Origin of the sequence: Pseudomonas sp. NPDC085632 (assembly GCF_044541255.1) — a bacterium.
GTDB lineage: Bacteria > Pseudomonadota > Gammaproteobacteria > Pseudomonadales > Pseudomonadaceae > Aquipseudomonas.
The window spans coordinates 137,993-162,494 of the sequence record NZ_JBITSX010000005.1; the positions used below are offsets into that span (position 1 = coordinate 137,993).

General features: G+C 58.0%; 25 protein-coding genes and 1 pseudogene. 17 read left to right on the forward strand and 9 right to left on the reverse strand.

Translation table 11 applies throughout. The features are described from left to right. Nucleotides 1–40 precede the first annotated feature (40 nt). On the forward strand, nt 41–583 hold the full coding sequence (locus ACIF4X_RS06755; protein ID WP_397481475.1) for a helix-turn-helix domain-containing protein: 543 nt from the start codon (nt 41–43) through the stop codon (nt 581–583). A gap of 97 nt (nt 584–680) precedes the next feature. On the opposite strand, the gene ACIF4X_RS06760 is transcribed toward ACIF4X_RS06755, so the two are convergent. Further along, nucleotides 681–1,700 carry a DUF4917 family protein gene (locus ACIF4X_RS06760; RefSeq protein ID WP_397481476.1) on the reverse strand — a complete coding sequence of 340 codons (1,020 nt, stop codon included), beginning with the start codon at nt 1,698–1,700 and terminating at the stop codon, nt 681–683. 154 nt (nt 1,701–1,854) lie between these two features. Here ACIF4X_RS06760 and yiaY point away from each other — a divergent pair, with 154 nt between their 5' ends. Next, complete coding sequence (yiaY, locus tag ACIF4X_RS06765; protein ID WP_397481477.1) at nt 1,855–3,003, forward strand: L-threonine dehydrogenase; 1,149 nt, start codon at nt 1,855–1,857, stop codon at nt 3,001–3,003. Nucleotides 3,004–3,032: 29 nt separating this feature from the next. Here yiaY and ACIF4X_RS06770 read toward each other — a convergent pair whose 3' ends face one another. After that, entirely contained in the window at nt 3,033–3,653 is a 621-nt protein-coding gene (locus ACIF4X_RS06770; RefSeq protein ID WP_397481478.1) for a hypothetical protein, read from the reverse strand. A gap of 220 nt (nt 3,654–3,873) precedes the next feature. On the opposite strand from ACIF4X_RS06770, the gene ACIF4X_RS06775 reads away from it, so the two are divergent. Next, nucleotides 3,874–5,151, forward strand: coding sequence for a hypothetical protein (locus ACIF4X_RS06775; protein WP_397481479.1), 1,278 nt, complete (start codon nt 3,874–3,876; stop codon nt 5,149–5,151). A gap of 81 nt (nt 5,152–5,232) precedes the next feature. After that, a complete protein-coding gene (locus tag ACIF4X_RS06780) occupies nt 5,233–6,144 on the forward strand; it encodes a LysR family transcriptional regulator (RefSeq protein ID WP_397481480.1) in 912 nt (303 codons plus the stop codon). A gap of 42 nt (nt 6,145–6,186) precedes the next feature. Here ACIF4X_RS06780 and ACIF4X_RS06785 read toward each other — a convergent pair whose 3' ends face one another. Together ACIF4X_RS06785 and ACIF4X_RS06790 are read right to left on the reverse strand one after the other, a co-directional pair. Next, nucleotides 6,187–7,353, reverse strand: coding sequence for an MFS transporter (locus tag ACIF4X_RS06785; RefSeq protein WP_397481481.1), 1,167 nt, complete (start codon nt 7,351–7,353; stop codon nt 6,187–6,189). A 15-nt stretch (nt 7,354–7,368) separates the two neighbouring features. Next, nucleotides 7,369–8,604, reverse strand: coding sequence for an aminotransferase class I/II-fold pyridoxal phosphate-dependent enzyme (locus tag ACIF4X_RS06790; RefSeq protein WP_397481482.1), 1,236 nt, complete (start codon nt 8,602–8,604; stop codon nt 7,369–7,371). 379 nt (nt 8,605–8,983) lie between these two features. On the opposite strand from ACIF4X_RS06790, the gene ACIF4X_RS06795 reads away from it, so the two are divergent. The 3 genes from ACIF4X_RS06795 (at nt 8,984) to ACIF4X_RS06805 (ending at nt 12,617) form a co-directional block, all read left to right on the forward strand. Then, nucleotides 8,984–10,177 carry a CaiB/BaiF CoA transferase family protein gene (locus ACIF4X_RS06795; RefSeq protein ID WP_397481484.1) on the forward strand — a complete coding sequence of 398 codons (1,194 nt, stop codon included), beginning with the start codon at nt 8,984–8,986 and terminating at the stop codon, nt 10,175–10,177. Then, a complete protein-coding gene (locus ACIF4X_RS06800) occupies nt 10,174–11,100 on the forward strand; it encodes a hydroxymethylglutaryl-CoA lyase (protein WP_397481485.1) in 927 nt (308 codons plus the stop codon). Before ACIF4X_RS06795 ends, ACIF4X_RS06800 begins: the two co-directional genes overlap by 4 nt. 185 nt (nt 11,101–11,285) lie before the next feature. Continuing rightward, nucleotides 11,286–12,617: an MFS transporter gene (locus ACIF4X_RS06805; RefSeq protein WP_397481486.1), complete on the forward strand. Its 1,332-nt coding sequence runs from the start codon at nt 11,286–11,288 to the stop codon at nt 12,615–12,617. Nucleotides 12,618–12,891: 274 nt separating this feature from the next. On the opposite strand, the pseudogene ACIF4X_RS06810 reads toward ACIF4X_RS06805, so the two are convergent. Further along, nucleotides 12,892–13,172: pseudogene (locus ACIF4X_RS06810) on the reverse strand (type II toxin-antitoxin system RelE/ParE family toxin). Then, a complete protein-coding gene (locus ACIF4X_RS06815) occupies nt 13,162–13,401 on the reverse strand; it encodes a CopG family ribbon-helix-helix protein (RefSeq protein WP_397481487.1) in 240 nt (79 codons plus the stop codon). The pseudogene ACIF4X_RS06810 and the gene ACIF4X_RS06815 overlap by 11 nt, the downstream one beginning before the upstream one ends. 178 nt (nt 13,402–13,579) lie before the next feature. On the opposite strand from ACIF4X_RS06815, the gene ACIF4X_RS06820 reads away from it, so the two are divergent. From ACIF4X_RS06820 to ACIF4X_RS06850, 7 genes are all read left to right on the forward strand, one after another. Continuing rightward, nucleotides 13,580–14,314 carry a hypothetical protein gene (locus tag ACIF4X_RS06820; RefSeq protein WP_397481488.1) on the forward strand — a complete coding sequence of 245 codons (735 nt, stop codon included), beginning with the start codon at nt 13,580–13,582 and terminating at the stop codon, nt 14,312–14,314. 29 nt (nt 14,315–14,343) lie between these two features. Continuing rightward, nucleotides 14,344–15,072, forward strand: coding sequence for a hypothetical protein (locus tag ACIF4X_RS06825; RefSeq protein ID WP_397481489.1), 729 nt, complete (start codon nt 14,344–14,346; stop codon nt 15,070–15,072). A 4-nt stretch (nt 15,073–15,076) separates the two neighbouring features. Further along, complete coding sequence (gene fos, locus ACIF4X_RS06830; protein ID WP_397481490.1) at nt 15,077–15,493, forward strand: fosfomycin resistance glutathione transferase; 417 nt, start codon at nt 15,077–15,079, stop codon at nt 15,491–15,493. A 60-nt stretch (nt 15,494–15,553) separates the two neighbouring features. Beyond that, nucleotides 15,554–16,192: a LysE family translocator gene (locus ACIF4X_RS06835; RefSeq protein WP_034153111.1), complete on the forward strand. Its 639-nt coding sequence runs from the start codon at nt 15,554–15,556 to the stop codon at nt 16,190–16,192. A gap of 79 nt (nt 16,193–16,271) precedes the next feature. Further along, nucleotides 16,272–17,621, forward strand: coding sequence for a diguanylate cyclase domain-containing protein (locus ACIF4X_RS06840; protein WP_397481491.1), 1,350 nt, complete (start codon nt 16,272–16,274; stop codon nt 17,619–17,621). 117 nt (nt 17,622–17,738) lie between these two features. Next, on the forward strand, nt 17,739–17,894 hold the full coding sequence (locus tag ACIF4X_RS06845) for a KGG domain-containing protein (protein ID WP_007911485.1): 156 nt from the start codon (nt 17,739–17,741) through the stop codon (nt 17,892–17,894). A 76-nt stretch (nt 17,895–17,970) separates the two neighbouring features. Continuing rightward, a complete protein-coding gene (locus tag ACIF4X_RS06850; protein ID WP_397481492.1) occupies nt 17,971–18,474 on the forward strand; it encodes a DUF4142 domain-containing protein in 504 nt (167 codons plus the stop codon). 45 nt (nt 18,475–18,519) lie between these two features. Here ACIF4X_RS06850 and ACIF4X_RS06855 read toward each other — a convergent pair whose 3' ends face one another. Continuing rightward, nucleotides 18,520–18,930, reverse strand: a complete 411-nt coding sequence (locus tag ACIF4X_RS06855; RefSeq protein WP_397481494.1) for a low affinity iron permease family protein — start codon at nt 18,928–18,930, stop codon at nt 18,520–18,522. Between the two features lie 213 nt (nt 18,931–19,143). Between ACIF4X_RS06855 and ACIF4X_RS06860 the strand changes: the two genes are divergently transcribed. Both ACIF4X_RS06860 and tam read left to right on the forward strand, forming a co-directional pair. Then, complete coding sequence (locus ACIF4X_RS06860; protein WP_064119711.1) at nt 19,144–20,229, forward strand: type I restriction endonuclease; 1,086 nt, start codon at nt 19,144–19,146, stop codon at nt 20,227–20,229. A gap of 133 nt (nt 20,230–20,362) precedes the next feature. Next, complete coding sequence (gene tam, locus ACIF4X_RS06865) at nt 20,363–21,133, forward strand: trans-aconitate 2-methyltransferase (protein WP_397481495.1); 771 nt, start codon at nt 20,363–20,365, stop codon at nt 21,131–21,133. Nucleotides 21,134–21,315: 182 nt separating this feature from the next. Here tam and ACIF4X_RS06870 read toward each other — a convergent pair whose 3' ends face one another. Next, nucleotides 21,316–22,044, reverse strand: coding sequence for a class I SAM-dependent methyltransferase (locus ACIF4X_RS06870; RefSeq protein ID WP_397481496.1), 729 nt, complete (start codon nt 22,042–22,044; stop codon nt 21,316–21,318). A gap of 565 nt (nt 22,045–22,609) precedes the next feature. Here ACIF4X_RS06870 and ACIF4X_RS06875 point away from each other — a divergent pair. Further along, the gene (locus tag ACIF4X_RS06875; RefSeq protein ID WP_397481498.1) at nt 22,610–22,972 is read left to right on the forward strand and encodes a DUF6124 family protein; all 363 of its coding nucleotides are present in this window, start codon (nt 22,610–22,612) and stop codon (nt 22,970–22,972) included. A 218-nt stretch (nt 22,973–23,190) separates the two neighbouring features. Here the strand turns inward: ACIF4X_RS06875 and ACIF4X_RS06880 are convergent, their stop codons facing one another. Then, complete coding sequence (locus tag ACIF4X_RS06880) at nt 23,191–24,405, reverse strand: aldose 1-epimerase family protein (RefSeq protein ID WP_397481500.1); 1,215 nt, start codon at nt 24,403–24,405, stop codon at nt 23,191–23,193. Nucleotides 24,406–24,502 lie beyond the last annotated feature (97 nt).

The following is a 24,502-nucleotide window of genomic DNA, read 5'->3' on the forward strand; positions in this document are numbered from 1 at the left end:
AGCACAAATCGTCGCTCCCTTGCTGGAATAACCGCCGCGCATGTCTATCCGTTTGAAATTGTTGAGAAAAAAACTTGGCGTAACCCTTGAGGCGCTGGCCGAAAAATCCGGCATGACCAAGAGTTATCTGTCCAAAGTCGAGCGCGGGCTGAACACCCCGTCGATTGCTGCCGCGTTGAAACTGGCGAAAGCGCTGAACGTCAAAGTCGAAGAGTTGTTCTCCGAAGACAACGTCAGCCTCGACAGCTACAGCCTGGTGCGCAGCCATGAGCGCCAGTCATTGGCGGCCAATGACCAGAGTCCGGGATATGCCGTGCTCGCGCATCAGGTCAGCGAGCGAAACCTGCTGCCGTTCATCATCTACCCGCCAAAAGAGTTCAGCGACAAGACCTTCAAGGAGCACTTGGGCGAGGAGTTTTTGTTCGTCCATGAAGGGCAGGTCGAAGTGGATTTCATGAGCGAGAAAGTGTTGCTGGAACGCGGCGATGCGCTGCACTTCAATGCGCAGAAACCGCACCGGATCAGATCGGTGGGGGATGTGCAGGCGCAGTTGCTGGTGGTGGTGCACAGCGCTGAGGATTGAACCCTGAAATCAAAAGATCGCAGCCTTCGGCAGCTCCTACAGGGGAACGCATTCCAACTGTAGGAGCTGCCGAAGGCTGCGATCTTTTGATCTTGCTTCAAACCTCGACCGGCACCGACAATTTGGGGCTACCGAGCGCATGGCTCTTCGCATCAAAAAACCGCAACTCAACCCCTGTGCCCTCGAACACCTGCGCGTAATGGCGCTTCTGATGCTGAACAAAAGCTGCACTGCGCGGATAAATCGAGATCGCCACCGTCGCCGGTTTCGCCAGGCGCAGCGCCCGAACGATGTGCGCATCCTGCTCACCCAACGCATGACCAAAGATGCACAGACTGCCGCCATGCCCCAGCAACTGCTGATAACAGAACGACAGATAATCCGAGCTGCGGATGGTCTTGAGCTTGTCCGCACTCGGCCCTTCGGTGACGAACAGCGGCACGTCATCCAGCGTCTTGATCGTGTTGTTGATGGCGAAGCTGCCGAGCAGCGTGCCCTCGGTTGACGTCAGTTTGCGTGCGGTGCCGTCCTGATTGCGTACCAGATGCAGACCACCGTGCAGGTACAGCAAACGCGTTTTTTCAGTGGCACTTTCGCTCAGGTCGAAACTGGCATTCGGACCGTTGAACAGATCATCGATGGCCTCGCTGTTGTGTTGCAGTGCCCAGTAGTTGAGCAGGTCGTAATTGGTGGTGAACACCGTGCGATAGCGCGCCAACTCTTCATTCAACACCGTCAGCGTCGATGACTTCACCAGTCGCCATGGAATGTGCACCGCGTGCACGGTGTTGATCAGCGCTTCCTTGATCGCGTAATAGCGATTGCGCGGCGCCGCCGAGCTGACGGCCAGTGCCTTGTTGACCCGACTGGTGGTTTTCAGCGCGCCGAGGACCTGCTCGAAACTGCGCGTCTGCATCGCGTCGAACACTGCCAGTTCCGACGCACTCAGCGGTTTTTCTTCGACGGTGCGGGCGTTCTCGAACAGCGAGTCATAGCCGAAGTCGTCCCAGACCGCGCGGCTGGCCCCGTTGCCCACCAGCAAGCCACTGAAGTCGGTCGCGGTGCACAGGACGTTCCAGTCTTCGAGGGTGGCGTCGACATCGAGAAAATCGGTCATTGCGTAGGCGGTCTCAAAACAAAGGGCTGATGGGCGGCGACTTTATCACGAGCGGGCATTGAGCCAGATCAACATCCGCCGTGACCGATCGGTCGATCCTGTGTGCATCCGCCGGATCGGCGCAGTCGATTCGGCCCCAGTCAGGAGACGTACGATGAGCAGTACCTTTTTCATTCCGGCGGTCAACATCATGGGCAACGGCTGCCTCGACGAAGCCATGGTCGCGATCCGCAACTACGGTTTCCGCAAGGCACTGATCGTCACTGACTCAGGCCTGGCCAAGGCTGGCGTGGCCACCATGATCGCCGAGAAACTGGCGATGCAGGACATCGATTCGGTGATTTTCGACGGCGCCAAACCGAACCCGAGCATCGCCAACGTCGAGTCGGGGCTGGGGCTGCTCAAGGAAAGTCGCTGCGATTTCGTCGTGTCGCTGGGCGGTGGTTCGCCGCACGACTGCGCCAAAGGCATTGCCTTGTGCGCGACCAACGGTGGGCAGATTCGCGATTACGAAGGCGTCGATCAATCGAGCAAGCCGCAACTGCCGCTGATAGCGATCAACACCACCGCTGGTACCGCCAGCGAGATGACCCGTTTTTGCATCATCACTGACGAATCGCGCCACGTGAAAATGGCCATCGTCGACCGCAACGTCACGCCGCTGCTGTCGGTCAACGACCCGGAGCTGATGGTTGCCATGCCCAAAGGTCTGACCGCCGCCACCGGCATGGACGCGCTGACCCACGCCATCGAAGCCTACGTCTCGACCGCTGCCAACCCGATTACCGACGCCTGTGCGCTGAAAGCCATGACCCTGATCAGCAACAACCTTCGCCTGGCAGTACGCGACGGCAGCGACCTCGCCGCGCGGGAGAACATGGCTTATGCGCAGTTCCTTGCCGGCATGGCCTTCAACAACGCTTCCCTCGGGTATGTGCATGCGATGGCGCATCAGTTGGGTGGTTTCTATGACTTGCCCCATGGCGTGTGCAACGCGGTGCTACTGCCCCACGTGCAGACGTTCAATGCGCTGGTGTGTGCCGATCGGCTGACTGATGTCGCCCACGCCATGGGCGCGGATATTCGCGGTTTCAGCGCAGAAGAGGGCGCTCAGGCGGCGATTACTGCAATCCGCTGTCTGGCCAAAGACGTCGAGATTCCCGGTGGCCTGCGCGAACTCGGCGCCAGGCTCAGCGACATTCCGCTGCTCGCGAGCAATGCGTTGAAAGACGCCTGCGGTTTGACCAATCCACGGGCGGCGGACCAGCGCCAGATCGAGGAGATTTTTCGCAATGCGTTTTGAGCGGCACGGCAGTGGTAATTTCTTGACGGTCAGGTTTTGCCTTTGCCTTTGCCCTTGCCTTTAGCGGTCACCGTAAACGTTCGAACACGGCCCCAGTCAGACACCTTCCCGTCGATGTTGTGAATGGCGGATGTCCGGTGCAGTCCGGGAGCTAAGGGTTTTGTAACCTGAGCACGCCATCGTTTGAGGGTGTCGACGTCGGCTTTGGCAATCACCTTGTTGGTGTCCAGATCGATAATGTTAACGAAGCCTTCAGCTTGTGTGACGTCTCCGGAAAAGAACGGAAGCGTATTTACCTGTTCTCCCTCCTCTGGTTCGAAAACTACCGGGACGTTGATTTCCGGCCGCAGTACCACGGTATACCTGCGCTCCGCACTCCATTCTGAAGGGACGCCTTCCCACGTCTGGCGCGCGTGAATCCCTTGCTCACCCGTAGACTGGGCGCCGCCGATGCTGAACGCCCATCGTCCATTTGCGCTGACCTTTCCTCCCCCGAGCGCATTCCCATATTCAATGCTCCATACCTGCACCAGAGCATCCGGTATACCGCTGCCAAGCAACAGTGTTGCGACCCCCGTTGTACTTCCCTCTTCAGGGAGCGTGATGGTCGGCGGGGCAGGTGGGGGATTGGACTTTTCTAAAGGACTCATTGCTCTTCTCGTTTCAGGCTGAATTTGAATCGAGAGGTTGGCATGACGTGATTCCTTCCGAACCTGTAAAAACTACCAGTTTTTTAGCTTCATTCGCTTGGTCGGTAATTTCGTTTTCTTCTAAAAAACTGTCATTTCTGTCAGTTGTCCGGCGTGGTTGCTTCGGATCGAATGCTCTGACAACGGGGGGCGACTCCGATCTCTCAAGGAGCACACGAACATGCCTAAAGCCAATGCACGCAAAGCACAATCAGCCGGTGAGCCGGATCAGACGTTCGCCCATTCGGGCCTGCAAACGCTGCAGTTTCCTGCCGCGCGCAAAACCATCGGCAAAAGTGTCGCAGTGCTGCCCTCGGGGCGGATCATGGTCAGTGCGACCGTCATCGATGCCTCGGGGGCCTCGCATTACGGCCTTGCACGACTGCTCCATGACGGTCTTCTCGACACCGGCTTCGGCCAGAGCGGGTACCTGAGCGGCCAGTTTGCCAAGGGTCGGTTATCACAAGGCGGGAATCTGGTTGTCGATGCGAGCGGTGCATTCTGGATGAGCGCAGTGCTTGCAGACACCGAGGGCAAGCTCAAGCAAATCATCGCTCGATTCAAACCCGACGGTACGCTCGATCCCGAGTTTGGTGATGGGCAGACTGGCTACCGAGTCGTGCCGACGCGTATTCCTGCGCTCGACTATGCCACGGGCGGTCGCTTGATATTGGCGCAATCCACCCCAGCGATAACGATGCCGGACAGATTGCTTTTCGTCACCTCTCAAGGGGGCAGCGGGTTGTTGACGCGTTTCTTTCTGGATGGCAAGGATGACCCGGCGTTTGCTGGCAAAGGCTGGATTCACGTGACGCTTTCCGGTGTGGCGATCACGTTGCACGGGGTCACACAGTCAAGCGATGGACAGATTCTTGTCCATGGCAAGACAGAAGTGACCAATCAGGGGCTGGTCATGGCTTATGACCGTTCCGGGCAGGTTGCTGACTCGTTCGGCGCGAAAGGCACGCTGCTGCTCAATCTGCACAATGCCGGCGTACCGCTTGAAACCTCGGTGAATCGTATCGTTGTGCAATCGGCGCAGCGCTTGTTGTTGATCGGATCTGCCGTCGAGTCGTCCGCCGGGGAGAAACGTCAGCATGGCTTCATCAGCGGGATCGATCTCACTGGCAAGACTGATCCAGCGTTCAACCGCGGGACACCCGTCATTACCGCAGCCGCGCAGCCACTGGATCTGAAAAGCTGGAGCGCAGGGTTCGTGCTGAATGACTCTCCCGGCCCGCGAATCGTCACGGTCGGACAGACCTCGGACGGCCCCCGACGGTTACTCACGGGGGGCTTTTTGGTCGATGGTGCCGCGGATCCTGCATTTGATGTCGAGGGCGCCGCCGGTATCGAGTGGATTGCACGGGATGCCTGTCTGCAGGGTTCGTCCGTGTTGCTGCTGGGGCAGAGAAATGAAGCGGCTCACCTGGTGCGATTGTTGACGGCAGCGAACTGACGGCGGGGTAATCACAGTGTCGACGTGATTGAAATCCGGGCTATCCTGCCGACTCGGACGAACCCAGTCAGCGAGCCCTCCATGCTGCAAAAAAGCCTGATCCGCCGCCTCGACCTGATCACCCTGCAACTGTTTGTCGCCGTGCACGAAGAGGGCACGCTGACCCGCGCGGCCTCGCGTGAAGCCATCGCGGTGTCGGCGGCGAGCAAGCGGCTGATGGAGCTGGAAGAGGCGCTCGGGATCAGCCTGTTCGTGCGTCAGGCCAAAGGCATGACCCTGACGCCGGCCGGGGAAACCTTGCTGCACCATGCCCGGCAGATGCTGTTCAACGTCGAGAAAATGGGCCTGGAACTCGGCGAGCACAGCCACGGCGTGCGCGGTTATGTGCGCATGCTGGCGAACCTTTCGGCGATCATTCAGTTTCTTCCCGAAGACTTGCGCGACTTCTCCGCGCAGCATCCGCAGGTCAAGACCGATCTTGAAGAACGGCCCAGCGCCGGGGTGATTCAGGGTGTGCTCGATGGCGTGGCGGATCTCGGCATCTGCTCCAACGACAGCGACACCAAAGGTCTGCACAGCGTGTTGTACCGTCAGGACAAACTGGTGGTGGTGATGCTGCCGGAGCATCCGTTGGCCGCGCGTGAATCGGTGGCGTTCGCCGAAACCCTGGACAGTGATTACGTCGGTTTGCACGCGGCCAGTTCGATCAACATGCGCACGCATGCTGCGGCTCGTCAGGCCGGCAAGGTTCTGCGCATTCGCATTCATGTGCCGGGGTTCGATGCGGTGTGCCGGATGGTCCAGGCCAACATGGGCATCGGTATTTTGCCGCAGCGTGCTTATGAATTGTTTGGCCAGGCATTGGGGTTGCACGCGGTGCCGTTGACCGATGACTGGTCGGATCGCGCGTTGATCGTGGTGGTGCGGGAGGAGGCGGGGTTGTCGCCGGTGAGTCGGATGCTGTTTGAGCATTTGCGTGGGCAGGGCTCCTGAGATTCTCGGCGATCTGATTGAGGATATTTTGCGCAATGCTTTCTAACGCTTGTCGCCCATCGGCGCAAACCGCACGCAGAGCATCGCGCCGACAGCGAGCAACGTACACAGCAGCGACAAGCGCCAGGCTTGTGGACTGGCGATCAGACTGGCCATCGCGCCAATGATCGCCGCCATCAATTGATGAGTGAACCCGCTCAGCGCCATCGCATAAGCTCCGGCAATCGGCGCGCCATCGTTGGCACGGGACAGGCTGATCGGGTAGTTCAACGATTGGCCGAACACGGCCACGCAATACGGCAGCCAAAACAGTAATGCGATGGAGTTGGCCGTCAGACTGCCCAGCAACATCACGCTGCTACCAGCCAATACCAAACTTGCGCCGACAGTCATCAACCCTGCCTGACCGGTACGCAGCACGAAGTGATTGACCGCCAGCGCGCCGAGAAAATAGGCAGCGCTGATTGGCCAGCCGAGCAGTCCGTAATCCACCGACGACCAAGCGAATGTCCCCTGCAAAATAAGTGGCGCCGCAGTGTTGAATGCGATGATCACGCCATAGCCCAAGCCACCGGCCAGCGCCGGCAGCAGAAACGCCCGGTGCAACAGAATTTGCCGATAAGCCGACCACGATGAGGCGCTGGCCGGTTCTTCAGCCATCGCTGGAAAAGTGACTCGCGCCACCATCAGCGCCATCAACAGGCACGTCACGCCGAGCAGATAGAAGATCGCCTGCCAGCCCAGCGTCGCCTCGATCAGCGAGCCCATATATTGGCCGATGCCCAGCGCCACCACGAACGAAATGGAAATCCACGACAACGCCTTGGCCAGCAGATCGCCGCGAAAGCTGTCACGGATCAGCACCCGCGCCATCACCGAAATACCGCTGGCACCGATACCTTGCATCAGTCGCAGCAGCAAAAACGATTCAAGCGTCGAACCCGGCGGCAACGCCAGATTGGCCAACCCGTAAATGACCAACGCCGCCAATAACACCGGTTTGCGTCCGATGCGCTGGGCCAGACTGCCCCAGAACAACATCGGCAACGCCATGCCTATCAGGTACAGCGACAACCCCCACGACACCTGTGCAGGTTCCGCACCCAGGTATAGGGCGATCTCCGGCAACGCCGGCAAATAAATACTCATGCCCAACTGGGCGAGAAAAACCGTGCTGCAAGTGATCAGGAGGGTGACGCTGGCGTTCATGGCTCGTCCCTGTTTTCAGTCGTCGAAATCGCAACGGTGAGTGCGCAACAGCCCGTTGACCCTTTCACAGAAGCGCTGAATCAGCGCCGGCTGCATGTCTGCGCGCAGCGTAATACGTATGGCTGCCTTGCCTTGAGCGACCACCGGGAAAAATACCGCGCTGGTGAAGAATCCCTGTTCGGCCAATTCACTGGCAATACGATTGGCCACGGTAGCCTTTCCGCATTTGATCAACCGAATGGCCATGTTGCTGTGGCACTGATCGGTGCTGATCAGGCTGTCGAAGAGGCGGATATTAGCCTGAAGATTGCTTTGCAGCGTGGCGAACTCGGCGCTGCGATGCAGGCGGATCGATGCTCTGCCGGCACCGATCGCCGCGCAGTTGAGACTCTGCGACCAGTTGCTTGGCCCACCGTAGCGCTGAACAAGCGTTTTCTGTCGTCCGTTGCCCAGCATCACCAACCCGCCGCTGGCGCCAAACGACTTGGCCAGTGACGCGACAATCAGGCAGTCGTCCTCCAGCGCCGCCACCCGTGGCCGGACGAGGCCGGCGCCCTGCTGACCGACAGCGGACAACGCGTGGGAATCATCCAGATAAAGAAACAACCCGTAGCGATCCTTCAAGTACAGCAGACCTTCCATGTTGGCGGCGCCGCCCATGCTGTACGCGCCGTCAGCGACATACGCCACGCGGTCGTGTCGCTGGCAGACGCGTTCGAGGAAATCCATGTCGTTGTGCGGCGCAGTCACCACGAGGGTTTCATCGGCACACGCGGCCTTCAAATGACTCATCGAATAATGCGCGTGACGGTCAAACACCATTACCGGTGGCCGGCCTTCGGTGAAGATGCCGCTGGCCAGCAATGGCAGGATTCCAGCGCTGGCGGCGCTGCAAGACAAGGTGCTCAGGCAGACGGCGTCGAACAGTTGCGACAATTCGCTCTCGTATTGCTCGAGAATCGCCAGTTTGCAGCGGTTTTTCGAGTTGGCGACGCGCAGGCTGCCGGTTTCGCGTAACGCGGTGATGGCGCCTTCGAGCAATGCAGGGTGATGGTCGAGACCAAGGTATGAGGTCGTGCAGAAATGATGGAATTCACGTCCATACTGATCAAGCAGGTGGTTGGGGCTCTTCACTTCGACATTGAGGCCGGCGACTTTGCCCTGTTCGGCGATGTCCCAATCGTGGTCGGCCAGGGCGATGATTTTGCGGAAGTTGGAATACAGATTGGGCGTGGGCAACGGAAGATTCACAGGCGACATTCCTTGAGCGTAGCGATCCATGGGGTGTTGCAATTTGTGTGTGTTGCCAGACTTTACAGAGCGAAAAGTCCGGCAAAAATCGGCTGTTTCCGCGAATCCTGAGAGGCGACGGAGTTTTGTTTGTAGGGCGAAGCGACGAAAATCTGTCGAGTAATCACCTTTCTGACTTGGGCGAAAATCGAGCAATCCTGCCGACACCGGAACAACCCCGATCGGCGAGCCCAACAGGCGGATGGCTGACCTGAACTCAACGAAATCTCACCCAAGCGTTCGCATTTGGCGAACGCCCATTGCCGAGAGACGGCTGGATTGCCCGATCATCGTTCCTCTAGCCTTGGCCGCCTATTCCAAGAACAAGAGGTACCCCACGATGACTGCCCCCCTGAGTGCGATCAAAGTGATCGAGATCGGCACGCTGATCGCCGCGCCGTTCGCTGCGCGCATGCTCGCCGAGTTCGGCGCCGAGGTGATCAAGATCGAAGCCATGGGTCAGGGCGACCCGTTGCGCAAATGGCGCAAGCTGCACGAAGGCACGTCGCTGTGGTGGTACCTGCAATCACGCAACAAGAAATCCCTGGCGCTCAACCTGAAATCTGCCGAAGGCATTGAACTGGTCAAGCAACTGGCCAGCGACGCTGACGTCATCATCGAAAACCTGCGCCCCGGCGCGCTGGAGAAACTTGGCCTCGGCTGGGATGTACTTCACGCGCTGAACCCCAATCTCACCCTTGTACGGATTTCCGGCTACGGGCAGACCGGCCCATACCGCGACCGTCCCGGCTTCGGCGCGATCGGCGAAGCGATGGGCGGCATTCGCTACACCACCGGAACCCCGGGTTCGCCTCCGGCGCGGGTGGGTGTCAGCCTGGGTGATTCGCTGGCGTCGTTGCACGCGGTCATCGGCGCGCTGATGGCGCTGCTGCGGGTCAAGACCGGGCAGGGCGGTGGGCAAATCGTCGACGTTTCACTGGCGGAAAGCGTGTTCAACGTCATGGAAAGTCTGGTGCCGGAATACGACATGCTCGGTCATGTCCGCGAACGCAGCGGCGGCGCGTTACCGGGCATTGCTCCCTCCAATACCTATCTGACAGCTGACGGCGCCTATGTGGTGATCGCCGGCAACAGTGACCCGATTTACAAACGGCTGATGCACACCATTGGCCGCGATGATCTGGCTGACGCCGAAGAATTCGCTCACAACGACGGACGCGCCGCCAAGAGCGGTTTGCTCGACGCCGCCATCACTCACTGGACCAGCAGTTTGCCGATCAACGACGTGCTTGCCGTGCTGGAAGCGGCTGAAGTGCCGGCCGGGCGCATTTATTCGGTGGCCGACATCGTGGCCGATCCGCACTACCAGGCGCGGGACATGTTGCTCAATGCCGAATTACCCGGCGGCGCGACAGTAAAGATGCCCGGCATCGTGCCGAAACTTTCGGAAACCCCCGGCGCTGTGAATTGGTCGGGGCCCAGACTCGGCCAGCACACTGACGGCATTCTCGTCGGCCTCGGCCTGACTGAACTCGACATCGAACGCCTGAAAAGCCAAGGGGTGGTGCAATGATCACCGACTATTCGCAAACCCTGGTCGTCCAGGAAGTCTCGCCGCGTGACGGCTTGCAGATCGAGCCGACCTGGGTGGAAACCACTGACAAGATCGCCCTGATCGATCAACTGTCGCTGGCCGGTTTCAGCCGTATCGAAGCCGGTTCGTTCGTGTCGCCGAAAGCCATCCCGGCGCTGCGGGACGGCGAGCAAGTCTTCACCGGTATTCAGCGCCAGCCGGGGGTGATTTACGTCGCGCTGATTCCCAACCTCAAAGGCGCGCAGCGTGCATTGGCGGCGGGTGCTGATGAACTGAATCTGGTGATGTCCGCCAGCCAGACGCACAACCTGGCCAACATGCGCATGCGTTGCGAGGATTCGCTGGCGGCGTTTGCAGAGATTGTGGCGTTTGCCAGCGGCTCCGGCGTGCGCCTCAATGGCAGTATCGCGACGACGTTCGGTTGCCCGTTCGAAGGCCAGATCGACGAGGATCGCGTGCTGCAAATCGTCGACGCTTATCAGGAGCTCGGCATTGCCGGCATCACCCTCGCCGACACCACCGGCATGGCCAATCCGCGACAGGTGGATCGCTTGGTGCGGCGCGTGTTGCAGCGGGTTTCGCCGGCGGATCTGACCCTGCATTTTCACAACACCCGTGGTCTGGGTTTGTGCAATGTGCTGGCGGCTTACGAGGCGGGCGCGCGGCGTTTCGATGCGGCGCTCGGTGGTCTCGGTGGCTGCCCGTTCGCGCCGGGCGCGTCGGGCAATATCTGCACTGAAGACCTGGTAAACCTGTGCGCTGAGATCGGTATTCACACCGGCATCGATTTGCCGTTGCTGCTGAAACTCTCGCGTGGCTTGCCGGATCTACTGGGCCACGAAGTCCCCGGCCAACTGGCCAAGGCCGGGCGCAACTGCGACCTGCACCCAATTCCCACTTGAACACCGCTATTCCCTGTGGGAGCGGGCTTGCCCGCGATGAGGGCGTCACATCCAACGTGGATTTCGACTGATCTGACGCCATCGCTGGCAAGCCAGCTCCCACACAAAAACGCTCCACAGTGAGCGTCGTAACCAGACAACAAAAACAATCGGACGCCCACCGGCAGTCCGTCTGGAGAAAAGCTATGAGCCTCAATGTAATGGAGGCGGGCGCCCGTCCGTCCGTCGATCACGACGCCGAAAAAGCCCTGGTCAGCAAGGTCGCCTGGCGCCTGATGCCGCTGATCATGGTCTGCTACCTGTTCGCCTTCTTCGACCGCATCAACATCAGCTTCGCCAAGTTCCAGTTGCAGACCGACCTGAGCCTGAGCGATACCGCTTATGGCCTCGGCGCGGGGCTGTTCGTGGTCGGTTACGTGCTGTTCGAAGTGCCGAGCAACATGATGCTGTACAAGGTCGGCGCACGACGCTGGATTGCCCGAATCATGATGTCGTGGGGCGTGGCGACGGCAGCGATGGTGTTCGTCAACAGCGAATGGCAGTTCTACGCGCTGCGCTTTGTGATCGGTGCGATGGAGGCCGGATTTGCCCCGGGCGTTTTGTATTACCTGACGCTATGGTTCCCGCAGCATTTCCGTGGCCGCATCACTTCGATGCTGTTTCTCGCTTCGGCGTTTGCCGGTCTGGTCGGCGCGCCGTTCTCCGGGCTAGTGCTGGAACACCTCGACGGCGTGCTGCAAATGCGCGGCTGGCACTGGCTGTTCCTGCTCGGCGGTGTACCGTGTATCGGCCTCGGTTTTCTGGTGCTGACGCTGCTCAAGGATCGCATCGAAGATGCGCACTGGCTGACGGCTGACGAGAAGAAATTACTCTCCAGTCGCATCGCCCAGCATGAACCGCACAAGAGCGGTGGCTCACTGCTCGCGGCGTTGAAGATTCCCGGTTTTCTGACCTTGGGGCTAATCTATTTTCTGATCCAGGTGGCGTCCTACGGTCTGAATTTCTGGGCGCCGCAACTGATCCGCAGTGCCGGCACCGAGAGTCCGGTGATGATCGGTCTGCTGACGGCCATTCCGTACATTTGCGGGGCGATCAGCATGGTGGTGATCGGGCGTTTGTCGGACGCGACCGGTGAGCGGCGCAAGTTTGTCGCCGGGCTGGTCATTGTCGGGGCGATCGGCTTTTTCAGTGCGGGAATTTTCGCCAGCCACACCACGTTTTTGATCGTTGCTCTTGGCTTGCTTGGCGCCGGGATCATTGCCTCGATTCCGAGCTTCTGGACGCTACCACCGAAGTTGTTGGCCGGGGCGGGCGCTGGCGCGGCGGGCGGGATTGCGGTGATCAACACCCTTGGACAATTCGGCGGGATTGTCAGCCCGGTGATGGTCGGGCGGATCAAGGATCTGACCGGCAGCACCACGCCGGCGCTTTATGTCATTGGCGTGGCGGCGCTGATCGCGGCGGCGCTGCTGTTATGGGGCTTGCCGCAGAAATTGCGCACGCTCGATAAGTTCTGAGATTTGCGGCGCCTGCAATGACGCCTTCGCGAGCAGGCTCGCTCCCACATGTGATCGCATTTCTCCAGTTGGAATTCGGCACCTGTGGGAGCGAGCCTGCTCGCGAAGACTGTCTTCCAGACACTGAAAATCGTGGATTTATAACATCAGCTAACGGCCAGCCCATTCTTCTCAAACATCCCGCCGTGGCACAAGCGTCGGGGTGGCGATCAGGCGTTGAACGGGTTGAATCGGACGATTGAGGAGGGGATTGCGCGAATCTCATAAGTCGCTACTACCACGCCTTGGGTGGGAGCCGACGGGTATGGAAAATACGCAAAACCTGTAATCGGCTTTGACAATGCGATAAGGAATCAAATAGGGCCGATCAGGAACAACCCACTCTCGAGTACCCGGAAGGCGGCCTTCGCGACCCGAAGAGGGAAATCGAGTGAGGTGATCAACGTTGGCGAGAATTGCCTGAACAAACTCTGAAGCAGCCTCGGGATTATCGAGAGCGATGTAGGCAGTTATTATCGAGATTTTTTAACGCAGTTTCAGCCACTCAACTCGCATTGGCTTTCCATTTTTGCGCGATGCCCCTGACATCCTCATCAGAAGCGAAGTCATCAGCGTCGGCTTCTTTCAGTGCCTTCTGGATTTCTTCGACTTGCCAGGCCTCCCGCGCCAGATACACACGTAATGCATCCACCACCAGGTAAGACTTGGTGCGACCGGTCGCTTTGGCAAGATTGGCGAGGGTTTCAGCAATTTCGTCTGGGATACGCAGTGACATAAGGGACATGGATAGCTCGGTGTAGTGACGTGTAACACGTGACACTACAGCGTAATACGGAGAGGGGGTCAGTTCTATTCGTCTTCAGGGTAAGGCGAAATACGTTTTGTTGTGTTGATGATTCGGTTGAAAGGGTCGATACAGCAAGGGATAGTGCGCGACTGAAAAAGTGCTCAAGGAGCGAGAAGTGACAGTGAAGTCTGGCTGGATCGGTTGTGCGGCATTGTGCGGGTGGTTGCTGGCGGGGCAGGCATTGGCCGATTGCACGCCGGCGCCAACGGCGCAGGAGATGGATTTTTCCCTCTGCAAGGATTGGCCGGCGTATCCAGGGTTGACGCTCACCGCGGCCGCCCATTTCTCGCCCGATCCGGTGTATGGCGCGTCAGAGACTATAGGGCTTTACGATCTGCGTTTGGCCTTGGTGGCGAGCGCAGACTCGCAGCCGTTAGCGAGCTTTTATCAGCCCTCGGCATTCTCTGTGGATGCCATCGCGCTGGACGAACTGAAATTCGATACCGCCCGCTATAAGCTCGCGCCGCAATTGCAGGCCTTTGGCGTGCGAGTACGGTTCAAAGGCTCTTCGCGCGTGAATCCTCTGGATGAAACCTGGTTGTCGCTTTATGTGAAAGAGGGCAACGCGTTGCGTCCGGTAATGGACAGACTGGTGGTTTATGAATATGGCGGGGAGTGGGATGGCAATTGTGCGGGAGAGCGCTACGAGACTACGCGAACCGTGGCGTTGGCCAAGACCAGCAGCCATGGCTTTGCCGACCTGATCATCAAGACGATCCGTAGCTCGACCGTTGGCCAGGGCGAAGGCGAGGCGTGTGTATCCAATACCGTCACGCAAAAACCGGTCTTGACGACACTTCGCTATGACGGCAAAAACTACGTAATGCCTGAAGATTTCAAAGGCCTCTAAGACTGATGTCTTTTACTCAAGGAAGAATAATGTTCTCGCGTACTACATTGCTGGGCTCTTTCATCGCGATGGGCCTTTTAACGATGGCCGCTGAAGCCCAGGCCGCTTGCGAAGTGAAGAAGTTCGACGGCCATTCCCTTTCGCGCTGCAAAGCGTGGCCGGCGTACAACGACCAGTCGATTGCGGCGAAATCTTCATTTCTCTCGGATTCGGGCGATGATGAGATGGGGACGTTCGATCTGGAACTGGCGCTCGTCAGTTCGACAAGCGGCAAGAGTCTCGCTACCTATGCCAAGCCGGGTGCCTACAATTCCGATGCCATCAGTTTCGACGATCTGACAATCGATACGGCCCGCTACCGATTGGCAGCAGATATCCGTGCATTCGGATTGCGTTCGAAATTCGCCAGTCATGGCTCCAGAGCCAATCCTTACGCAAAAACCGATTTGGCGTTGTATGTGCGGGAGGGCAACAAATTGCGCCCTGTGCTGGAAGGCTTGGTGATTCGCAAGGAGTTCGGCGAAGGGACGGATGAGTGCGGAACCGAGGACACGCAAATCCGCAGAACTATCGATATCGGCCCGACGAGCCACCATGGATTCGCCGATCTGATCGTCAGCTCGACTGGTTCAATTTACAAATCCTTCTTGTCTGATAAGAAGTGCATCTCGAAAACTATCGAGATGAAGAAAACTCGCGTCACCCTGACCTACGACGGCGAACAATACACCGTCCCCGAAGACCTCAGAGGTTACTGACCCAATGCTCACCGGCCTCAACCACTTGACCCTTGCGGTCAGCGATTTGCAGCGAAGTCTGGCGTTCTACCGTGATGTGCTGCATTTGCGTGTCGAAGCGACGTGGGACGCCGGTGCCTACCTGTCGCTGCCGGGACTGTGGTTGTGTCTGTCGCTTGATCCGCTGCGCTCAAGCGAACCGTGCGTCGATTACACCCATTACGCGTTCAGCCTCAGTGCCACCGATTTCGCAGGTTTTGTGCAGAAGCTAAAAGCCGCGAATGTGCAGGAATGGCGCGACAACCGCAGCGAAGGTGCGTCGTTCTACTTTCTCGATCCCGACGGCCACAAACTCGAAGCCCATGTCGGCGATCTCGCTTCACGACTGGCAGCCTGTCGACAAAAACCGTACGCCGGCATGCGTTTTTACGACCAGCAGTGAACACGCGCAATCGGCTGATATAGACTGGCGGCCACGTGTTCTGGCGCTTGCAGGTTTTCCATGACTCCATCGTTGCTAATGGCCGTGCTGGCCTCGGGTTTCATTTATGGCATTACGCCCGGGCCGGGTGTACTGGCGGTGTTCGGCATCGGTGCAGCCCACGGGCGGCGGGCCGGGGCGGGGTTCCTGTGCGGGCATCTGCTCGGCGATGTGGTCTGGTGCAGCACGGCGCTGATCGCCATTGTTGGGGCCCGGGAAATCGGCAGCACCGCGTTTGATGTGCTCGGTGTGCTCAGTGGCCTGTATCTGTTCTGGCTTGGTTGGCGCGCGGTACGGGCCCAGCGTCGCAATGGTGACGAACCGCAGGGCGCGGCGCGCAAACCCTTCTGGCACGGCATTCTGTTCGGGCTGACCAATCCCAAGGCCTATCCGGTGGCAGTCGCAACGTTCACCGCGCTGCTGTCGAGCCGTGCCGAACTGCTCAATTGGTCGATGTTACCGGCGCTGATTGCCCTGAGTTTCCTCGGCGGCCTGCTGGCCTACGCTATTCTGATTGGCGTGGTCGGCGCGCAACGGGTACGCACGCTGTATCAGCGTCATGAGTTGCTGATTACCCGCTTGTGCGGCGTGATGTTTATCGGTTTTGCCATCAACGCGCTGGTGCATGCGCTGCCGGGTCTGATGCCGAACAAGGCTTGAAAATGTGTGCAGGGAGGCGCAATCACAAGGTCAGGGACGGTTGATCAGTGCTGCATTGCCCGGACACCCACGCTGAACCATGGAAAGCCGAAATTCCGCGCCGTTGGCGAGCTTTATCGACCTGTTGCTGGACGCCGTTTGTGCGGTCGACAAGCAAGGCCGCTTCGTTTTTGTCAGCGCCGCCTGCGAACGGGTTTTCGGCTATTCGCCTGAAGAATTGATCGGTCGGCAAATGATCGAGCTGGTGCACCCGGCGGATCGTCAGCGCACCCTCGCCGCCGCCAACGAAATCATGGGCGGCGAGCCCAAACTCAACTTCGAAAACCGTTACCTGCGCAAGGACGGCAGCGTCGTGCATATCCTCTGGTCGGCGCGCTGGTCGGAAGTCGATCAGTTGCGCATCGCCGTGGCGCGCGACATCACCGAGCGCAAACAGGCTGAATCGCGGCAGGCTGCGCTCTATGCGATATCCGAAGCGGCCCATGCGGCGGAAGATCTGCTGGCGCTGTTCAAGCGTATTCACCTGATCATCGGCGAATGGCTACCAGCAATGAATTTCTCCGTGGCGCTTTACGACGAGCACTGCGCACAACTGAACTTTCCGTATCACGTCGACGATCACGAATTGCAGCCCGAACAGCCCGGCACCGTCACCGGACGCCTGTGCACGGAAGTCATTCGCAGCGGTCAACCGATTCTTCTGACGCCCGACAGTCCTGATGCTCCAGCGGGTTTCGCCGAACTGGTGGCAGGGCAGAACGCGCCTTGCTGGCTCGGTGTGCCGTTGAACTCGAAAAACGGCACCATCGGTGCCTTGATCGTCAAAAGCCTGCCCGGCGGCGAGCGCTACACCGAGCAAGACAAGGAACTGCTGCAATACGTCTGCGCCCAGGTCGCCACGGCCATCGAGCGTCAGCAATTGCACGCCCGCCTGCGGCGCATGGCGCAGTACGATCAACTCACGCAATTGCCCAATCGTGAACTGCTGCGCGATCGCTTGAAGGCCGCGTTGGCCGGCGCTCGCGAGCAATCCGGGCACCTGGCTCTGTTGTATGTCGATCTGGATCGCTTCAAACAGGTCAACGACACTTTTGGCCATGCCGTTGGCGACATGCTCCTGCAAACCGTGGCCAACCGCCTAAAAGGCTGTGTGCGGGAAACCGACACCGTGGCCAGAATCGGCGGCGATGAATTTGTTGTGCTGCTGCACAGCGTTCAGGCCTCGGAAGACGCTGACGGCGTGGCGGAAAAAATCCGACAGGTCCTGGTGCAACCGATGCGCCTTGATGGCCACAACCTGCACATCGAACCGAGCATCGGCGTGGCCCGCTACCCTGAGCACGGCAGTGAGGAGCAGCAACTGTTTCGCCATGCCGATCAGGCAATGTACGCCGCCAAACGCTTGAACCATCACGCACTCAACAGCTGATAAATCCGCGCCGTTCGTCGCGGCAACTGCAACTTTTCTAAACCTTTGTTGGCCAGAAAATTCTCAATCTTAGGTGGGCACCTGCCCGCCACGATCATTACCAAGAGGTAGAGAATCATGCCTAACTCAAGAAACTCGAACTCGGGAAACTTCGCCAACGATCGAACCAAGGCTTCTGAAGCGGGTCGCAAGGGTGGGAAAACCACCACAACGACTGTCGACAAAGAGCCAAAGCCAGACATGGGCCGCAAGCCTGCTCAGAAATCGAAGTAGTCGGTGAAGGTAGTTTTGATTGAGAGGCGGGGGCGTAAGCTCCCGCTTGAATTTCGCAAGTAAGGAGGGCGCGACCATGAGCCGGATGGCCACCCGTATATGCACCATGAGTTTTGCATCATTGTTGGGCCTGTGTGCCAGCAGCGCTTTTGCCCAGTCGCCCGCCGATTTCATCAACGATGCCTCGGCCAAAGGCATGGCCGACATCGAGGCCAGTCGTCTGGCCCACAGCAAAGCCGAATCCAAAGAGGTCAAGGACTACACCATCATCGTCATCAACGACCGCACCACGGCCAATCAGCATCTGGCGAAAATTGCCAAGAAGCTCGACCTGCCGGTTGCGCCGCGTGAAGAATTGGCCGACAAGGCAAAAGAATTGATGCCGCAAGTGACCGACGGCGCATCCTTCGATCAGGCTTACGCTGCCAGTCAGGTCAAAGCCACTGAGGAGGCCATCGAGCAGATTCAGCAGGAAGCACAGACTACTGACGTGCCGGAGATCAAGGCGTTTGCCGACGAGACACTGCCGAAGCTGCAAAGCCATCTGGAGAAGGCCCGCCAGCTGCAAGCCAGCCGTTAATCAAGATTCAAGAAACCGCTGCCGTGGGCGGCGGTCTCTTGCATTTCAGCATTCATTCAAATCCTGCTTCGACTTGCTCTTCTCGCCCAGCCCCTCAAGATTGAAAACCTCCCCCTCGCCCAGCGAACGGTAGTGCCTGCGCAACGCTTCCAGTTGCTTCAGATCCAGCGCCTCCAGCCCGAGCATCGCGTTCTGCGCCTCTTTCGTTACCAAGAGCAATTCATCGATCTTCAAATGAAGAATGTCGGTGTCGCGGTTCTGCGTGTTCTGGATCAGGAAGACCATCAGGAAGGTGATGATCGTGGTCGAGGTGTTGATGATCAGTTGCCAGGTGTCGTTGTAATGGAAAATCGGCCCGCTCAAGCCCCACAAGCCGATCAGGATCAATGCGCCCATGAAGGTCTTCGGGCTACCGGCCCATAGAGCGAGCTTCTGGGAAATCTTTGCGAATTTCATGGCCATGTTCCTTATTGGGTGGGTGCATGAAATTCAGACATTGGCGGCGTTGTGAAAATTCTACTTACATCAGTGCCTCTTCGACAAAAACAAAGCCGCGCCGAGACCGCGTGATAGCGAAACTTTCATTGTGCGGGTTTGTGGCTAGTATCAAGTGGCGATCAAATTGCCATTAGCTCAATACACGGATAGACATCACGCAAGAGGCCACTCATGGAATTCTTCGAAAAGTTAGCCAGCCTAGCCGCCAAAGTTCGATTGCAGAGCGCCGCAATCCAGACGGAAGAAGCAACAAAAAATGCGTTCGTCATGCCATTTATTAGCACGGTTCTGGGCTACGACGTGTTTGACCCGACCGAGGTGACGCCTGAGTTTGTCTGTGACATCGGTACGAAGAAGGGCGAGAAAATTGATTACGCCATCATGAAGGATGGCGAAGTACAGATTTTGATTGAGTGCAAAAAAATTGGTGAGCCTTTGCATATCAATCATGCCTCCCAGTTATTTCGTTACTTTCACGTCACCAGCGCTCGAATTTCCATCCTCACCAACGGTCAGGTCTACAAGTTTTTTACCGACCTGGATGCGCCGAACAAGATGGATGAAAAACCATTTCTGGAGCTGGACCTTCTCGATATCGATGAATATTCGGTTCCAGAACTGATCAAACTGACGAAATCGGCTTTTGACGTTGACTCAATCATCAGCGCCGCTGGCGAACTGAAATATGTCAGTCAAATCAAGAAGGTGATCGCCGCGCAGGTCAGTAAACCCGATGATGATTTTGTGAAGGTGTTTGCATCTCGTGTTTATGACGGCGTGATCACACAAAAGGTACGTGAGCAGTTCCATGAACTGACCAGAAAAGCCGTTGTGCAATTTTTGAATGACCAGATCAATGACCGACTCAAATCGGCAATGAGTGGTGCGATTCAACCTGCGTTGGCGTCGTTGCCATCAGCTTCCACCGGAACTGATCCAGTGGACCCACGTGATGAATCAGATGACAAGGTACTGACCACTCTTGAAGAACTAGAGGGTTATCACATCGTTCGTGCGCTGGTTCGATCGGTGGTCGATGCCAAGCGAATCGTTCAACGTGATACGCAGAGTTACTTTGGGATTCTCCTGGATGACAACAATCGAAAACCAATCTGCCGACTGCATTTCAATCGGTCGCAGAAATACATTGGTATTTTTGATGAAGAAAAAAATGAGACCCGTCATGCGATCAGTTCTGTTGATGACATTTACGAATATTCGGATCATCTGAAAAAAACGGTCGGCTATTACGACTGATAACGGAACCGGCCTTGAAGGCCGGTTTTTTTAAAACTATGAAGACACTCTTTGCAACGTCTCGCTCTGGAACTGCCGGCGGCGCTGCCTGTATCGTGACGAACCGCTGAAATGTCCCCGACAGGAGAACGCAATGAGTTGGTCCGCCAAACAATACGTCGCTTTCGAAGATGAACGCACCCGCCCGGCCCGCGATCTGCTGGCGGCGATTCCCACGTCTGACGCGCTAACCGTGGTCGATATCGGTTGTGGTCCCGGTAACTCGACGGAGTTGCTGGTGCAGCGTTTTCCCGGGGCGAAAGTCAGCGGGCTGGACAGTTCGGCGGACATGATCGATGCAGCACGCAAGCGCTTGCCGGATTTGCGGTTCGACGTGGCGGAGATTGATAAATGGGCGGATGAAGGCCCGTTCGATGTGATCTTCGCCAACGCCGTGCTGCAGTGGGTGCCGGATCACGCGACGTTGCTGCCGGCACTGGCAGGCAAACTGTCTGCCGGTGGCAGCCTGGCGATCCAGATGCCGGACAACCTCAATGAACCTTCCCACCGTTTGATGCGTGAAGTCGCCGCGAATGGCCCTTGGGCCAGTAAACTCGCGGGTGCAGCGGGCCAGCGTACCGACATGGCGAGCGCCGGCGATTATTTCTCGATGCTGCGGCCACATTGTGCGCGGGTCGATGTGTGGCGCACCACCTATCACCATCAGCTATCAGGCGGGGCGGCGGGGGTGGTGGAGTGGTTCAAGGGCAGCGGGTTGATTCCGTTTTTGAATCCGCTGACCGAGGCGGAAAAGGCGCAGTACCTGGAGCAATATCTAGCGGAGGTTGAGAAGGCTTATCCGGCCTTGGCGGATGGCTCGGTGCTGTTGCCATTTCCACGGTTATTTATCGTCGCGACTCGCTGAGAAAAATTGGGCCCCCTCACCGCAGCCCTTTCCCTAGGGAGAGGGAGCCGACCGGTGTTGTATCCGAAACCGGAGTTCAGCTCGATATTTCAGGTCGGCGTAACCCTGGAGAACAACTCGGTCAGTCCCCTCTCCCTTTGGGAGAGGGCTAGGGTGAGGGGCTCTTCAAGTTGTAAACCCGCTCAACGCTGCACCGCCACCAACATCATCATCGGCCGCTCCCGCTCTTCCGCCAGCGCAGGTTGCGCCGTCACTTCAGCGTCACTCGGCCCCCATTCATTGACATGTCGAATCGTGAAGCCCGCATCGATAAGCGAATTGAGCAATGTCCCGACCGTACGATGCTGCTTGATCACACCCTCGGCCAACCAGTTCGTAACCCGCTCACCCTCCAACTGATAGCTGTCCAGCGGCCAACGCTTATTACCTTCACTGTCCACCAGCCAACCCGGATTACGCGGCGCCATAAAGATTGGATGCTCAATGGAAAACACAAAATGCGAACCCGGTTTCAGTGCCGCGTACAGGTGAGCAAACAGCCCCGGCAAATCCTTGATGTAATGCAGCGCCAGTGAGCTGTAAGCCAGATCAAAACTGCAGGCGGGCAGGTCGAGCTGTTCCAGATCGCCGCGCTCATAACGAATGTTCGCCGCCGTCGTAGATGCCCGCGCCCGCTCCAGCATCTTCTCCGAGACATCCAGCCCCAGTACGCTCGCCGCACCCTTCTCAATGGCCCAACGGCTGAACCAGCCATAACCGCAGCCCAGATCCACCACGTTCAAGCCATGCATGGATGGCAACAGCGCCTTGAGCGCTGGCCACTCCGGCGCCGCGTCGAGGCCGCCGATGGAGCGGTTCATCTGGCTGTAGCCCTGAAAGAATCCGGGATCGTCGTAAATGTTTTGCGTCATGGTGAAGTGCTCTTTTGAGTTCGATCGTCAGCGGCAAAGTGGCCGCGATTGGAATCCCTCGAAAGTGATGGCGCGTATTCGTCGATGGCCGCGCAGGGGGAGGGTGGTGGGAGATGGGGAAATGCTAGTCGGTCAGTTGGGAAGTGAATACCGGTGGAGTGTTGTGGATCTGTAATGTCAGAAAATGCTGCAAGGTTTTTGGCTGCTTAAACGCATTCGGTGGCCAGTGTTTATAAGTGTTCGGTGTTACGTCCTGAAGCCTACAAATCCTTGCGCCGTTGCCTACCGCTACGCCAGAATCCGCCGGCTTGTGCGCCTTTGGGGCAGTCGGTAACTTGGTTCGCGTCACTGATTTCCAGTGATCGGGTTTAGCAGCCACGCGTTTCCACCAAATCGTACAAGCGTCATTTAGCCTGGTTCTCCTGTGCTTAATGGTGGCTGTGCGCATGGCACCCTCGGGTGCGCCGGGATTTTGGTGGATTCGCCCGGTCTGCTAACTTGCGTACAGCCGCCACCCTTTCGTGTAGCAGCGGAATGGTCGTAGCCCTATTTTGGAATACACCAAATGTTCAAAGTTACGCCCAATCCGCCGGAAACCGATCCGGCATCCCCCTACGAATCACCCAACTCAAAGAAATTCCACGAAGCCGCCGAACGCGCCCTCGACCACTACCTCAGCCCGACCGCGCAGATCATGGGGTCCACCCACGAACCCGAGCCGATGTACCTCGCCAACCCGAAATACGACACCGAATCCCTGCTGGCCAACGCCAGCGAAACACTCGGCTCTGCCACCACCATGCTCAACAATTTCGCTGCGTTGCTGGATACCTCACACCGCAAGACCGCACTCGGTATCGCGCAGGTTGTGATGTTGGGCGAATTGGCGGTGAATCAGGCCCTTGATAAGGTCGTGCCGGGTGAGTAATCGCAAAGTGGTCGATTTGTAGCAGACACAAAAAAACCGGCTCTGAAGGCCGGTTTCTTGTAGTTGCGCCTACAGACATTCGCGATTCAGGGCGCCAACATCCGCAACGCCGCCGAAGTCAAAAACGCCGAACGATTCTTCTCTTCCGGATGAGGGTGCACGTGAAGATCGATGCGCTCCAGCAGGTAGCCCATCGGCCGACAATGCCTTGGCCGGTGTCACCCCTTGGTCAGATCAACCAACGGCGTCTGCCGCACCTCCGTCTCGCGCCCCCCCTGAATCTCGCTCACCTGCTTCAAGGCCTTATCCACCGCCGCCTTGTCCGCCAACAAGCTGTAGCTGATGCGGAACTGCTTGTGTTCCTTCGGCCCAATTGTTGGCACCAGGTTCAGTGGCCGCTGATAACGGCGGTTGTAGGAAAAACTTGTCCCCGGTTCCAGCCCCGTGACATAGCCCTGGCCTTGGGTATCGGTGTTTTTCCACAGGGAAAACACCGGCAGTGTCTGCGTATTGAAGCCAACCGAAACGCCCAGGCTGCCGGCCTTGTTATGCAACACGGTCAACGTATCGCCCTTCGCATCGGCATACGGCACCACGTTGTAAACCGTTTCGTCGTAGTCCTTGGTCGGTGCGCGGTAGGTTTGCCATTCGGGCAGATCGCCCTTGGCCTTGTCGTTGAACGGCGACACTTGCTTCACCGGCGCGGCGAAACGAGCGCCCTGCTCCAGGAACGGGGTGCTGAAGTTACTGTGATACAGCGCCTGGTATTCCTTCGGATAGTCGCCGTTGTTGGTCAGGGTGTCGTTGAGGGCGAACACTACGCTGCCGGGTTCGGTAACCAGTTCCGTCGCGACGGAGAAGTCGACCTTCTTGAACGCCTGCTCTTTCAGTTCACCGCGCAGGGTGATGGCGTAGGGTGGTGTTTCATCGATGTGCAGGGTGACTTTGTTTGCGGGAATGTTGGCGGCTCGACCGTGCAGGGTGAGCAGTTCGCCGTTGTCGACTCCGGGGTGGCCGACCCATTCGTATCCGCAGCGGGTGATCAGTTCATTGAAACCTTCCAGCCAGCCCAAACCACTGCGGCCATTGAGTTCGATGAAGGACGGATTGACCACTTCCTTGACCGGCGAATCCCAGCCCATGCGCACATTGCCGACCGAGGCCTGCAAGACATTCATTCCCCGTGTCGGCACTACCGAGAGTTTCATCGTACCGTTATCGATGTCGACAATGCTGACGCCCTCCTGCCGACCGCCGTGCAAGGTACGCAAAGTAACGTTGAAGGGTTTATCGGTTTTTATGCCGAGTTGCTGGCTGGTGATCTGCCAGTTCTGGGCGGCTTTGTCGGTGTCGAGCAGAACGTAATCCCAGGCCATGGCGTGGGAGGCAGCGGACAGTGCGCCGAGGGCAACAACGAGTTTGAGCGGGGTCATGGCATCAGCCTTTCTTGGAGTTGTGCGCTTTTTATAAACTGGGTGAAACGTTTCAGCAAGCTTAAATGGCGACGCGACGCTGGTGTATCGTGTTCCT